The sequence below is a fragment of the Vibrio sp. V03_P4A6T147 genome (genome assembly GCF_002241085.1).
GTDB classification, from domain to species: domain Bacteria; phylum Pseudomonadota; class Gammaproteobacteria; order Enterobacterales; family Vibrionaceae; genus Vibrio; species Vibrio anguillarum.
Map to the genome: position 1 here is coordinate 1 of NZ_NDIO01000257.1, position 14,072 is coordinate 14,072.

Consider the following 14,072-nt stretch of genomic DNA (forward strand, 5'->3'; position numbering starts at 1 on the left):
ATAAAAGGCCGTCCAAGGATTTAGACCGTATCGATCGCAATATTTTGAATGAATTGCAGAAAGATGGTCGTATTTCGAATGTAGAATTATCAAAACGAGTGGGTTTATCTCCAACCCCCTGTTTAGAGCGTGTACGTCGTTTAGAGCGTCAAGGTTTCATTACTGGTTATACCGCGTTGTTGAATCCACAATATCTTGATGCTTCGCTGTTGGTATTTGTGGAAATTACATTGAATCGCGGCGCACCTGATGTGTTTGAACAGTTTAATACTGCGGTTCAAAAACTGGATGACATTCAAGAATGCCATCTTGTTTCGGGTGATTTTGACTATCTTCTCAAAACTCGAGTCTCTGACATGGGGGCGTATCGTAAATTGTTGGGTGATACGCTATTGCGTTTGCCCGGAGTCAATGACACTCGCACTTATGTTGTGATGGAAGAAGTGAAGCAAAGTAACCAGTTGGTTATCAAAACTCGATAACGCCAGATTGTCTGAATAGTGGTACTTCTTTCCACATTCTGACGTTCGCCAATTGGGTTTTTAACCTTGATGTGGTTAAATCACACAACAAACCGAGCGGCTTTTGCCGCTCGGACTGTTTTCACCCAAACCAACGCATCAAGCCGCAATAAACCTTGAGTGTTGGCGTTAATCAGAATCTAGGTTTATGTTCAAAGAGAACCAAAATAAAGTTGAGACCATTATTAAGACCAGCGAAGAGCCTCAGTCTTCACGCCTCAATGGATCGCAACGTCTGAAAGAGTGCGGGCTTATTGTCGCTGTGCTTGCCTCTGTGCTTCTTTCCATCGCTTTATTAACATTTAGTCCCGCCGATCCTTCATGGTCGCAAACCGCGTGGGGAGGCGATATTGAAAATGCAGGCGGTATTATTGGCGCATGGATTGCCGATACCTTGTTCTTTATTTTTGGATCGCTGGCCTACCCAATACCGCTCATGATTACTGTGCTAGCATGGGTTTTTCTGCGTAAAAGAGAAGAGAATGAACCCCTTGATTTTGTGCTGTGGGGAACGCGTTTACTCGGCTTAACTATCTTGATTTTGACCAGTTGTGGCCTTGCGGACATCAACTTTGACGATATTTGGTATTTTTCATCTGGTGGTGTGATTGGGGATGTCTTAACCAGTTTGGCGCTGCCAACGCTTAATTTACTAGGCTCAACCTTAGTCTTGCTCTTTTTATGGGGCGCTGGTTTTACGCTGCTAACGGGTATCTCCTGGCTAAGCATCGTGGAATGGTTAGGCACGATGAGTATTTCTCTTGGCGTTGCATTGATCAATCGATTACGTGGTGAGAAAGATGAAGATATTGCGCCCGTTTTGTCGCCAATGGAATTGTCGCCGCTTGAATCATCATCCGCAGACTTAGCCGTTGTTGAGTCTAGTTTGCCAAATGAAGAATATGTCAAATCAGCCCTCGATGCGTTTGGGGCCGAGCAATACACGCCTGCGGTAGAGGTTGAAGAAGAGCTGGAACAGACTCACTCGCCAAGACGTTTTAATATTCACATGCCAGCGGCCAAAACTCAGGCTAATACTTCTCCTGAATTCAGTGAAACTCACTCAGATGAAGCGCCATTTGATCGCAGCAAGCAGCTTAGTGCAACGATTGAAGAGTTAGAAACTGTTGCGTTGGAAGAGGATGACCTTACTCTTTCATCGGCAGACTGGGTAGATGAAAGAGCTAATGAGAATCAAGCATTAGCCAGTGCCGACCTCGATGCCAGTCAAGAAGCTCAGCAATATGCATGGGTAGAGGACGAAGAGGTGAGCGATCCGTCGCTTACGATGACAGAAGTTGATCTTGATGTGTCGCGTGTTGAACCGGTTATTTCCAATTTGGATGTGCTGGATGAAGATGAATCAGATCAAGCGTTGGCTGCTGATCTTGATGTGATGTCAGAAGATGACGAGCCACCGTTAGGCCAGCAAGATAGCGATGTGACGGCTTTTCAGAACATGGTGTCTTCGGCTCAGGCCAATATGGCGGCCAAGCAAAACCCATTTTTAATGCAAAAAGAGACTAACCTGCCTAAACCGACGGAGCCACTACCGACGTTAGAGCTTCTGTATCACCCAGAAAAGCGTGAACACTTTATTGACCGAGAGGCATTAGAGGAGGTTGCTCGTTTGGTTGAATCTAAACTCGCGGATTACAAAATCCAAGCGCAAGTGGTTGATATCTTTCCGGGGCCGGTTATCACTCGTTTTGAATTAGATTTAGCTCCAGGCGTAAAAGTGAGCCGTATTTCTAGCCTATCGATGGATTTGGCGCGTTCTTTATCGGCAATGGCGGTGAGGGTGGTTGAAGTGATCCCCGGTAAACCTTATGTTGGTCTTGAACTGCCAAACATGAGTCGTCAAACCGTCTATTTGTCAGATGTTATAAAAAGCCGTCAATTCCAAGAAGCGAAATCACCCACGACCATCGTTTTAGGGCAAGACATTGCAGGCGAAGCATTGGTCGCGGATTTAGCCAAAATGCCGCACGTGTTGGTGGCTGGTACAACAGGCTCAGGTAAGTCGGTTGGGGTCAACGTGATGATCCTCAGCATGCTTTATAAAGCGAGCCCAGAAGACGTTCGCTTTATTATGATTGACCCGAAAATGTTAGAGTTATCGATCTACGAGGGTATTCCTCACCTGCTAGCTGAAGTTGTGACTGACATGAAAGACGCATCAAATGCTTTACGTTGGTGTGTGGGTGAAATGGAACGTCGTTATAAATTAATGTCTGTGCTTGGTGTGCGTAACATCAAAGGCTTCAATGATAAGCTAAAAATGGCCGCTGCTGCTGGTCACCCTATCCACGATCCTTTGTGGAGAGAAGGGGACAGTATGGAGAGTGAACCGCCGCTGCTGGAAAAACTGCCTTACATTGTCGTTGTTGTTGATGAATTTGCTGATCTGATGATGGTGGTGGGTAAAAAAGTAGAAGAGTTGATCGCGCGTTTGGCACAAAAGGCTCGTGCTGCGGGTATTCACCTTATTTTGGCCACTCAGCGCCCATCGGTTGATGTGATCACCGGTTTAATCAAAGCGAATATTCCGACCCGCGTTGCGTTTACCGTTTCGACTAAAACCGACTCAAGAACTATTTTGGACCAAAGTGGTGCGGAATCACTGCTCGGTATGGGCGATATGCTCTATCTACCACCGGGTTCTAGCCACACGATCCGGGTTCACGGTGCGTTTGCCTCGGATGAAGATGTGCATGCGGTGGTAAACAACTGGAAAGCACGCGGTAAGCCGAACTACATAGAAGAGATCACTTATGGTGACCAAGGACCAGAAGCCTTGCTACCCGGTGAGAAGATGGAAAGTGATGAAGAAGTGGATCCGCTATTTGATCAAGTGGTTGAACATGTAGTGGAAACGCGTCGAGGTTCAGTTTCAGGAGTGCAACGCCGATTTAAAATCGGTTACAACCGCGCTGCAAGAATTGTAGAGCAGCTGGAAGCACAAGGTATTGTGAGCGCTCCCGGCCATAATGGTAATCGCGAAGTACTATCGCCAGCGCCGCCGCGAGATTAATCACGGTCATTGTAGGCAACACAAACAAAACAGCGCCACCCATGATGCCATGAGCGGCGCTGTTTCAATTTAGCTAGCATAAACTCTCGCCAGCCTTGCTAACGGCTATTTTTCTTGCATCAGCCCCACCAGTGCTTGTTGCGTGTCAGATATTTGCTGCTGCGCGGATGGTGTACTGCCAATTCCCAATTGTTGTTTAGCTTCATCTTCAGAGAGACCTAAGTGGCAACACAGTAAATCAATCGCCATTTGATAGTTGCTCGTTTCAGCCATGATGCTGTCCTTTGTCCGTCGAAAATGTCTGTTTCCCATGCAATGTAGTCACTTTAGCTGGGACTCTCAATACGACCAAAGTCTTATGCGTTCAATTGCCTACGGCGTGCTGTAAGGGTAGGTTAACCATCTTGCTGTTCAATAACAGATTTTAGAAAACTCGGCGTCAGACATTAAATGTTTCAATTTATCGCTTAACCTTGTTTTTCAAATCTTAGACTATATGTATATGAAAAATTGTGTAGGTTCATGCTAGCGTCGCTTGCAGCCTACACTCATAATAAGCTTTTCATTCGGAGATAAGTAATGAAGCGAGTCATGTTATTTCTAGCAACCAACCTTGCGGTGGTTCTGGTTCTTAGCCTTGTATTAAATATTGTTTATGCTGTGACGGGGATGCAGCCGGGCAGTTTATCTGGCTTGCTCGTCATGGCCGCGTTGTTTGGTTTTGGCGGCTCATTTATTTCATTATTGATGTCAAAGAGCATGGCTCTGCGCTCGGTAGGTGGAATGGTGATTGAAAGTCCACGTAACGAAACTGAGCATTGGCTAGTGCAAACGGTGCGTCGTCAAGCTCAGCAAGCGGGTATTGGTATGCCAACGGTAGCAATTTATGATTCGCCGGACATCAACGCTTTTGCAACAGGCGCTAAACGTGATGATTCTCTCGTCGCTGTTTCAACGGGGCTATTGCACAGCATGACGCGTGACGAGGCCGAAGCGGTATTGGCGCATGAAGTGAGCCACATTGCCAATGGCGATATGGTCACGATGACTTTAATGCAAGGAGTGGTTAATACCTTCGTTATTTTCTTATCGCGCTTTATCGCAAACATCGTGTCGTCTCGTGATTCAGAAGAGGGTGGCGGTAGCAATATGATGGTTTATTTTGGCATCTCTATGGTGCTGGAATTGGTATTTGGCTTCCTCGCGAGCTTTATTACGATGTGGTATAGCCGTCATCGCGAATTCCACGCCGACGCAGGTGCAGCAAAGCTTGTGGGTAAACACAAGATGATTGCGGCGTTAGAGCGTTTAAAAATGGGGCAAGAATCTCAATTGGAAGGTTCCATGATGGCTTTTGGTATCAACGGTAAACGTTCAATGACGGAATTATTGATGAGTCACCCACCGCTTGATAAACGCATCGCCGCTTTGCGCAATAGTTAATCTAAGCTAACTAAAAAGAGAAGGCCAGCGAATTATGCTGGCCTTTTTGATCGTCGTAACTATTGGAATTTTAGTCTTTATTTTCTTTTTTGATCTTAATTCCTTGCAACCACGTATGCATTGAAAAGATACAAAGTTATACAAGAAATATTTTGTATAACTAAGTGACTTGTACTATTTTGTACATGTGAAGTTTTTGTATAACTTATGGAAACATACAATGGATGTCGAATCGGTTGCTCAAGTTTATCGTCAACTCAACAAAGAGAACTTGCCTTTATTACGTCAGGTTTATCACGACAATGTCCTTTTTGAGGATGCCGCTCATCGAATAGAAGGTTGGCGTGCGCTATCGGATTATTTTGCTCGTTTGTATCAGAACGTAGAGCGTTGTGATTTTACCATCCATGATCACCAGCAAGTCGGTGACTGCGGCTTTCTCACATGGACTATGTCTTTGCAGCATCCTCGGCTAGCTCGTGGAAAACTTATACAAGTGCAAGGGATGAGCCATCTCAAGTTTCAAGACAACCAAGTCATTTATCACCGTGATTACTTCGACTTGGGAGAAATGCTCTATGAACACATTCCGCTGCTGGGAAGTGTTATTCGTTCGATCAAACAGAGGTTAGGGCAATGAAGAGTGTACTTATCACGGGAGCCACTTCTGGTATTGGTTATCAGCTAGCTGTTGATTATGCAAAAACGGGTTGGCAAGTTATTGCTTGTGGGCGTAACCAAGCCAAGCTTAATCAAATGCATCAAGAGTATCCGCAGATCCAAGGTATTGCGTTTGATATTACCGATTTTGAGCAAACGAAATCGGCTTTATCGCAACTGCCTTTTACTCCTTCACTGTGGATCCTCAACGCTGGCGATTGCGAATACATCGATCATGGTCAAATGGATTCACTTCGGTTTAAGCGTGTGTTTGACGTAAACGTTTTGGGTTTAGCTCATTGCATTGAGGCGATACAGCATCACTTTGTTGCTAACCACCGTGTGGCGATCGTTGGTTCCATCGCCAGTGAAATCGCGCTGCCAAGAGCAGAAGCCTATGGCGCTTCTAAAGCGGCGGTTAGTTACCTAGCACGCTCGCTCATGCAAGATTGGCGAGCGCAAGGTGTTGCTGTGACGATGATCTATCCTGGGTTTGTTGCCACGCCTTTGACTGATAAAAATAGTTTTTCGATGCCAATGATGGTCAGTGCCGAGTATGCATCGCAGGCGATTCGCCGTGGGTTGGAAAAAGGCAAAACCACCCTCTATTTTCCGGCCCGTTTTACGAGCCTATTACGTTTGATTGGCAGCTTACCTTACGCATGGCAAGGCAAATTAGTTGCGGCATTACTTAAATAACGAGCTGTTTTGTAATTAAAGGAATTGAGTATGAAAATCGCCATTATTGGTAGCGGTATTTCCGGGTTAACATGCGGTTATTATTTGCATAAACATCATGATGTTACCGTGTTTGAAGCCAATCATTACATTGGTGGGCATACCGCCACCGTCGATATCGAGCTCGATGGTCAAAATCATGCAGTTGATACTGGTTTTATCGTGTACAACGACCGGACCTACCCAAATTTCATCGCAATGATGAATGAAATTGGCGTAAAAGGCATTCCGACTCAAATGAGCTTCAGTGTGCGTAATGATGCGAATGGGCTGGAATATAACGGTCATACCGCAACTACGTTGTTTGCACAAAAGCGGAACTGGTTAAACCCTGTCTTTTATCGCTTTATTTTTGAAATCATTCGCTTCAATCGGTTAGCGAAACAGCAAGCAGAACAAGCGCATCAATCGATGCAAACCTTAGGTGATTTCTTATTTGAGCACCAATTTTCTGACTATTTTTGTGAAAATTATATTTTACCGATGGGAGCGGCAATTTGGTCATCTTCCTTGGCTGATATGCGGGTTTTTCCGTTAAGTTTCTTTTTGCGTTTCTTCCTCAACCATGGCCTGCTAGAGATCACTAACCGACCACAATGGTATGTGGTTGAAGGCGGATCGCGTGCGTACATCGAACCCTTAACGCAAGGTTTTAAAGATAAGATTCATCTTGATAGCCCAGTTACACAAGTCAAACGCGGCTCGGCAGGTGTCGAGCTCATTGTTAATGGGCAATCACACCACTTTGATCATGTAATTTTTGCATGTCACAGCGATCAGGCATTAGGTATGTTAGAGCAACCGACAGAGGCTGAACAAGAGGTGCTCGGCGTAATGCACTATCAAGCCAATGAAGTCACTTTACATACCGACACATCACTGCTACCTAAGCGAAAAGCCGCTTGGGCAGCTTGGAACTATTGGCTTGATGGCAGTCCAGATCAAGAGTCGCGTTTACCAGCGCTGACCTACAATATGAATATCTTGCAGCATATTAAAGGCGCTCATACTTTTTGTGTATCGCTCAACAGCGGTGACCGCATTTCTGATGAGAAAGTTTTACGACAGTTTACTTATCACCACCCGGTATTCACCACGCAATCTATCGCGGCTCAGCAACGCAAGCCTGAAGTTAACGGTGTGAATAACACTTGGTACTGTGGCGCTTATTGGCGCAATGGTTTTCATGAAGATGGCGTGACCAGTGCGCTGGATGTGGTGACACAACTTGAAGCGCAAGCGCAGCAGTTAAAAGGCGCGGCGTGATGGAGACTGAGCCCAACAGTTGTTTGATGGTTGGCATGGTACGTCATCGACGCTTTACACCGATTGAACATGCGCTCAATTATCCATTGTTTATGCCGTGTATTGATCTCGATGAACTGGAGCAGCTGAGTGATTCAGTTTGGGGGTTTGGCGAAAAATGGTGGCACTGGGCGCGTTTTCAGCGCGCCGATTATCTTGGTGAAGGGGATTTAAAACAGTGCATACAAGATAAAGTTCATGAGCTGACGGGCGACCGCTGTTCCGGAAAGGTGATGGCAGTATGTCACCTTCGTTATTTAGGAATCTATTTTAGCCCGGTTAATTTCTACTATCTTTATGATCAACAAGGTGAATGGCAATACTTGCTGGCCGAAGTGAGTAATACACCTTGGAATCAACGGCACTACTACGCGGTGAAAGCACAAGCGGGAGAAGAGCAGCAACAGTGGCGTCATCAAAAGGCGTTTCATGTTTCTCCCTTCAATCCTATTGATCAGCAATATCATTGGAAGTTGAAGCCGCTTGGTTCGTCATTGAGTGTACATTTGGAATGCCATAAAGAAGGTAAAGTTTTCGATGCGACTTTATCGATGAAGGCACAACCATTTAATTCAAAAAATTTACTCAAGTTATTGATCAAAACACCCGTGATGGCCGTAAAAGTGACAATAGGTATTTACTGGCATGCTTTAAAGCTGTGGCTTAAAGGAGCACCTTTCTACTCCAATCCACATTCATAAATACGCAAGATCTACACAGAGACAGTGTCTAAATAACAATAACAAGGAGAACGCTCAATGCTTAATTCACAAACTCTCGCGTTGCCCAAGCAACTGACAGGGTTGCAAAAGAGTGCAAGAAGCTTCATTTTTCGCTGTCTACAGCGTTTAGACGTCGGCACTTTAACCATCATTGAAACCTTTTCCAATGAAGGCGCGTCCAGTCAGGAGACTTTTGGCGTACTTAAAGAGCATCAACCCCATGCAACTATTGAAATACATCACCCTCATTTTTATGCTCGTTTATTAAAAGGGGGTAGTATTGCAGCGGGTGAAGCCTATATGGATGGTTGGTGGGATAGCCCGAATTTGACCAACCTAATGGAACTGATGGCTCGTAATGTCAGTGCATTAGATGGCATTGAAGCTCGCAGTAGTGTGTTGACCAAACTTTTTTATAAAGTCAGCCATTGGCTCAACCGAAATTCAATCGATAAAGCCAAAGAGAATATTCATGCCCACTACGATCTAGGCAATGATCTCTACCACACCTTTTTAGACAGTAATATGCTCTATTCCAGCGCGTTGTTTCTGCATCCGGATGAAACGTTAGAGCAGGCGCAAATCAATAAAATGGAACGTTTGTGCCAGCAGTTGCAACTCAAAGCAAGCGACCACGTGATTGAGATTGGCACCGGTTGGGGTGCGATGGCGATTTACATGGCCAAAACTTACGGCTGTCAGGTCACGACGACGACCATTTCTGAAGAGCAGCATTACTACACCGCACAGCAAATAGAGCGGCAGGGGCTGGAGAGTCAAATCACCTTGCTTAAGCAAGATTACCGCCTGCTACAAGGTCAGTACGATAAATTAGTCTCGATAGAGATGATCGAAGCGGTCGGTAAAGAGTACCTCGCCTCTTATATTGAAAAGTGCCAGTCACTACTAAAACCCAATGGTTTGATGGCGATTCAAGCCATTACCATTGCTGATCAACGTTATGATTATTACAGCAATAATGTCGATTTCATTCAGAAATACATTTTCCCCGGCGGTTTTTTACCCTCAATCACCGCATTGACAACGGCGGCGACACAGCACAGTGATTTAGTGGTTCGCAACCTGTTTGATCTTGGTCCTGACTATGCTCATACGCTTGCTCATTGGCGTCACCGTTTTGAGCTTGCAAAACATCAGGTTTCACAACTTGGGTATGATGAGCGATTCACGCGTATGTGGCGTTACTATTTCTGCTACTGCGAGGGTGGCTTTTTAGCAAAATCCATCAGCACCGTACATATGACTTTGCAAAGACAGATGTAATGAAAACGCTGTTTGCTGTCTCTCTTTGGTTTCAAGCGATCTGGTTTGTTGCTGTGTTGGGGACAGAACGTTTGCAGTGGTTGGCATTGGCCATGATGTTAGCCGCATTGATGTTTTCCTTGCGGCACTTCTCTTACTCTTTGGAAAGGGTAATTGCCTTAACCATTGTGGGTATTGTTATCGATGCCCTTAATCAGTATTTCGGATTATTACGCTTTGCTACCAATGACTTTCCCATTTGGTTAATGGTGTTGTGGGGTGCTTTTTCTTGGTATGCCTCCCATTTAGTGGTGCTGATGAAACGTTATTCATCCAAACTCATTTGTTTGATGGTCGGCGTGTTAGGCAGTTTAAGTTATTGGGCGGCAGAACGTTTAGGCGCTGTACATTTTGATTGGCCATTGGGTTTGACTATGGCCATCTTGTGGCTGCAGTGGATGATGATCGGTGCATTGATACTTAGGGTATTTAGCGATGATGTTAGCAAAGAGAAATAGGCTAAGAAAATTCAACCTGTTACTGATAGTGATTACCTTTCACAGCTTGGTGAATAACGCTTTTGCGGTGGTGGCAGACGATAAACTGACCGAGTGGCAAACTTGGCCAGTGATTGGCCAAGCGAATTTAAGCTGGTTATGGCTAGATATTTATTCCTCGCAGCTGCGTACTCCTTCAGGGCAGTACGAGCAAGGAAGCGATTTATCACCTCATCCCTTGGCGCTTGAAATTGAATATCAGCGCGACATCAGTAGTAAACAGCTGGTGGAATCGACCGCAGAGCAGTGGCAAAAACTCAAATTAACCGAGCAACAAGTTGCGCCGTGGCTGGTGCACCTATCGTCCATTTTCCCCAGCGTTACTGAGGGCGATCGCTTGATTTACACTTCCGATGGGCAGCAGGGCGCTTTTATTTTTCATCCAAAGAACGGTGTTCAAGCGCAGGTTGGTACAGTAGTCGACGAAGCGTTAAATGACGCCTTTCTCGCGATATGGCTGTCGCCACAGACGCAATACCCACACTTACGCAAACAATTGATAGGAATGCAACCATGAAAGCGATAGCCAGACGCAGTTATCTGTTACTTCTACTTTGGTTAGTGGGGTGCAGCGCTGATCTCACTCAATACCAATCCACGCAACCTAAGTTTGATTTATTTGAATACTTCTCTGGTCGAACGTTCGCATGGGGGATGGTGCAAGATTATACGGGGATGCAAACGCGTCGTTTCGAGGTTGCCATCGACGGAACAGTTGAGGGGAATAAACTCACTTTGGTTGAAGACTTCAATTTTGATGATGGTGAAAAAAGCCAAAGAGTATGGGTGATTGAACGTTTTGCTGATGGAAAATATATCGGTCAAGCGGATGATGTATTAGGCCAAGCCCAAGGGGAAGAAGTGGGTAACGCTTTGCGTTGGCAATATGACTTTTCCTTACCTTATGGTGATTCTACGCTAACCGTTACCTTTGACGACTGGCTTTATCGGCAAGATGAAAAGCGGGTGTTTAACCTGACTAAAATTAAAAAATTTGGTATCGAGGTCGGTAAACTAACGCTGTTCTTTGAAAAACAATAAGGCTCCGTAAGGAGCCTTATTGTGCTGATCATATGGCTTTGGAATTATCGCTGTTCTGCGCGTGGCGCTCTTGGCTTAGAGGCTTGAGTAAACGGTTTGCCTTTACTTGTCGGGCGAGAGTGTGCAGGTTTAGATGCGCCGCCTTGGTTTTTCTTACCGTTGTCTGTCGTGCTGCTAGCGCGTGATTTGCTTGGTGAAGTAGCGCTCTCTTTACGCGGGTTAAGAGCATCAAAACCCGGCTGAGTTTTGGTGTGTTTGGTCGCAAAACGGTTCGCTCCGTGGCGGCCAGATTTACGACGCTGCGCAGGCGTGAGTGCATCGACATCATTCGCAGGCACTAAGCAGTTAGGTTTATCACCAATCAAATGCTTTTTACCCATGTTGATCAAGGCTTCACGGATAATCGGCCAGTTTAATGGGTCATGGTAGCGTAACAGCGCTTTGTGCAGCCTGCGTTGACGCTCTCCCTTCGCGACAGTCACTTCTTCACGTTTTTTGTATTTCACACGTTTGAGCGGGTTAGTCTCTGAGTAATACATCGCGGTTGCATTACACATTGGCGATGGATAGAAGTTCTGCACCTGATCACACTCAAAATTGTTTGATTTTAGCCACAGTGCCAAATTGAGCATATCGTCATCTTCTGTACCGGGATGCGCGGAAATAAAGTACGGGATGAGGTACTGTTTCTTACCTGCTTCAGCGCTGTACTTCTCAAACATCTCTTTGAAGCGATTATAGGTGCCCATACCCGGTTTCATCATCAGATCGAGCGGATTCTTCTCGGTATGTTCTGGGGCGATCTTGAGATAGCCTCCTACGTGATGCGTGACCAATTCACGCACATATTCAGGAGATTCAATCGCCAAGTCATAACGCACACCAGAGGCGATCATCACTTTTTTAATGCCTTTGACTTTGCGCGCTTCACGATAGAGATCAATCGTATGTTTGTGGTCGGTATTGAGCTTATGGCAAATTCCGGGGAAAACACACGATGGGCGGCGGCAGTTCATCTCAGCTTTAGGATCACTACAACCTAAACGGTACATGTTCGCCGTTGGCCCACCCAAATCCGAAATGGTTCCAGTAAAGCCGGGAACTTTATCGCGGATCTCTTCCATCTCATTCAAAATCGACTCTTTTGAACGGTTTTGGATAATGCGCCCTTCATGTTCGGTAATCGAGCAGAATGAACAACCACCAAAGCAGCCGCGCATGATATTAACCGAGGTTTTGATCATGTCATAAGCAGGAATTTTACTTTTGCCATACATAGGGTGAGGCACGCGTGCGTAGCTCAGGCCAAACACGTAATCCATCTCTTCTGTGGTGAGTGGGATCGGGGCTTGGTTGACCCACAACTCACGGTCGCCATGGCGCTGGATCAGCGCCCGGCCAGAGTAGGGGTTGGTTTCTAAATGCAGTACACGGCTTGCATGCGCGTATAAAATCCGGTCATTATTGAGTTTTTCAAAAGCAGGCAAACGAACCGCTGTTGTCGCGGCATCATGGCGAGAAGGACGAATGGTGATTGGCTTCGCTTCGGCTTCTTTTTCTTGATTAGTTTCACACTGCGTTTCTACCGCGTAAGGGTTCACGGGAACAAACGCTTTACCCGGTTTCTCAATGCGTGATGAGTCAATGATGGTGTAATGCTCAGGCTCAGCGGCCAGGTTCACGGCCGTGCCGCGAATATTGGTCATATCAGCGATGTTATCGCCATTGGCTAAGCGGTGCGCTACTTCAACCAGTGCGCGCTCTGCGTTACCAAACAGCAGTATGTCAGCTTTGGCATCAAACAGCACAGAACGACGCACTTTGTCTGACCAATAATCATAATGGGCAACGCGGCGCAAACTTGCTTCAATACCACCGAGTACCAGTGGCACATCTTTATAAGCCTCACGACAACGCTGCGAATAGACAAGTGTGGCGCGATCTGGACGTTTGCCACCTTCATTATTGGGTGTGTACGCATCATCATGACGTAATTTTTTGTCAGAGGTGTAGCGGTTGATCATCGAATCCATATTTCCGGCCGTGATGCCAAAAAATAGGTTGGGCTTTCCCAGCGCCATGAAAGCGTCTTTATTTTGCCATTGCGGCTGGGCAATGATCCCAACGCGAAAGCCTTGCGCTTCGAGTAAACGGCCAATGATCGCCATACCAAAACTGGGGTGATCGACATAAGCGTCACCCGTGACGATCACGATGTCACAGCTGTCCCATCCTAGGGCATCCATCTCCTTTTTACTGGTTGGCAGGAAAGGTACGGTTCCAAAGCACTCTGCCCAGTATTTTTTATATTGATGAATAGGAGTGACGTTGCTGTGCATATTTTGACCTCTGATTAATGAGCCGCGCATTATAACGACTTGCACTGGTAGTATCTAGCGGAACATTGGCTTTGCGTTCTATTTATAAAGAAAATTATTAATAAAGTGAGTGGTAAGTGTGCCGGTGAGATACTAAGTGATATGTGATAAGAAGGATGCAGCAATAGTAAAAAGGTCAACCAGTAATAAAACGGGTTGACCTTTAGACAAGAGTTAGTGGCTCATGTAACGACGTCGAATCAATAAGGCTGCCAGCATTGACAATAAAGTCATTCCACCAGTGCTACCGCCGCCTGAACCTCCTGAAACTGGGGGTAAGGTAAAGGAGTAAGGCTTTTCATATTTCAAATTTTTGATATAAGCCGCATCATTGCCAGTTGCTGTATTTGATGTCTTTACGTATTCAAAGCGTATATCGTTGACTTCATCATTCAAATATAACGTTCTGT

The 14,072-nt window shown here is 45.7% G+C and carries 13 protein-coding genes and 1 pseudogene; 11 read left to right on the forward strand and 3 right to left on the reverse strand.

Annotation, left to right across the window (positions count from 1 at the left end; genetic code table 11):
* Nucleotides 1–482, forward strand: a 482-nt coding sequence (gene lrp / locus B9J84_RS10040) for a leucine-responsive transcriptional regulator Lrp (protein ID WP_143698851.1), incomplete at its 5' end; no start/stop codon positions are given.
* A 187-nt stretch (nt 483–669) separates the two neighbouring features.
* Nucleotides 670–3,555 carry a DNA translocase FtsK gene (locus B9J84_RS10045; RefSeq protein ID WP_094124056.1) on the forward strand — a complete coding sequence of 962 codons (2,886 nt, stop codon included), beginning with the start codon at nt 670–672 and terminating at the stop codon, nt 3,553–3,555.
* A 105-nt stretch (nt 3,556–3,660) separates the two neighbouring features.
* On the opposite strand, the gene B9J84_RS10050 is transcribed toward B9J84_RS10045, so the two are convergent.
* On the reverse strand, nt 3,661–3,828 hold the full coding sequence (locus B9J84_RS10050) for a hypothetical protein (RefSeq protein WP_170894779.1): 168 nt from the start codon (nt 3,826–3,828) through the stop codon (nt 3,661–3,663).
* 306 nt (nt 3,829–4,134) lie between these two features.
* On the opposite strand from B9J84_RS10050, the gene htpX reads away from it, so the two are divergent.
* From htpX to B9J84_RS10095, 9 genes are all read left to right on the forward strand, one after another.
* The gene (gene htpX / locus B9J84_RS10055; protein ID WP_013857168.1) at nt 4,135–4,998 is read left to right on the forward strand and encodes a protease HtpX; all 864 of its coding nucleotides are present in this window, start codon (nt 4,135–4,137) and stop codon (nt 4,996–4,998) included.
* A gap of 220 nt (nt 4,999–5,218) precedes the next feature.
* The gene (locus B9J84_RS10060) at nt 5,219–5,638 is read left to right on the forward strand and encodes a nuclear transport factor 2 family protein (RefSeq protein WP_026028585.1); all 420 of its coding nucleotides are present in this window, start codon (nt 5,219–5,221) and stop codon (nt 5,636–5,638) included.
* Nucleotides 5,635–6,357 (forward strand): SDR family NAD(P)-dependent oxidoreductase, encoded by a 723-nt coding sequence (locus B9J84_RS10065; protein WP_013857166.1) that lies wholly within the window; start codon nt 5,635–5,637, stop codon nt 6,355–6,357. Before B9J84_RS10060 ends, B9J84_RS10065 begins: the two co-directional genes overlap by 4 nt.
* 30 nt (nt 6,358–6,387) lie before the next feature.
* Entirely contained in the window at nt 6,388–7,662 is a 1,275-nt protein-coding gene (locus tag B9J84_RS10070) for an NAD(P)/FAD-dependent oxidoreductase (protein WP_040122962.1), read from the forward strand.
* Entirely contained in the window at nt 7,662–8,402 is a 741-nt protein-coding gene (locus B9J84_RS10075) for a DUF1365 domain-containing protein (protein WP_047690805.1), read from the forward strand. The genes B9J84_RS10070 and B9J84_RS10075 overlap by 1 nt, the downstream gene beginning before the upstream one ends.
* Before the next feature lie 57 nt (nt 8,403–8,459).
* Nucleotides 8,460–9,707, forward strand: a complete 1,248-nt coding sequence (locus tag B9J84_RS10080) for a cyclopropane-fatty-acyl-phospholipid synthase family protein (protein ID WP_094124058.1) — start codon at nt 8,460–8,462, stop codon at nt 9,705–9,707.
* Nucleotides 9,707–10,204: a DUF2878 domain-containing protein gene (locus B9J84_RS10085; RefSeq protein ID WP_094124059.1), complete on the forward strand. Its 498-nt coding sequence runs from the start codon at nt 9,707–9,709 to the stop codon at nt 10,202–10,204. Before B9J84_RS10080 ends, B9J84_RS10085 begins: the two co-directional genes overlap by 1 nt.
* Entirely contained in the window at nt 10,182–10,760 is a 579-nt protein-coding gene (locus B9J84_RS10090) for a chalcone isomerase family protein (RefSeq protein WP_094124060.1), read from the forward strand. The genes B9J84_RS10085 and B9J84_RS10090 overlap by 23 nt, the downstream gene beginning before the upstream one ends.
* Nucleotides 10,757–11,284 carry a DUF3833 domain-containing protein gene (locus B9J84_RS10095; protein WP_017049908.1) on the forward strand — a complete coding sequence of 176 codons (528 nt, stop codon included), beginning with the start codon at nt 10,757–10,759 and terminating at the stop codon, nt 11,282–11,284. Before B9J84_RS10090 ends, B9J84_RS10095 begins: the two co-directional genes overlap by 4 nt.
* 44 nt (nt 11,285–11,328) lie before the next feature.
* Here B9J84_RS10095 and B9J84_RS10100 read toward each other — a convergent pair whose 3' ends face one another.
* Nucleotides 11,329–13,623 carry a YgiQ family radical SAM protein gene (locus tag B9J84_RS10100; RefSeq protein ID WP_094124062.1) on the reverse strand — a complete coding sequence of 765 codons (2,295 nt, stop codon included), beginning with the start codon at nt 13,621–13,623 and terminating at the stop codon, nt 11,329–11,331.
* A gap of 213 nt (nt 13,624–13,836) precedes the next feature.
* Nucleotides 13,837–14,072, reverse strand: a pseudogene (locus B9J84_RS10105) (serine protease); the annotation flags it as partial.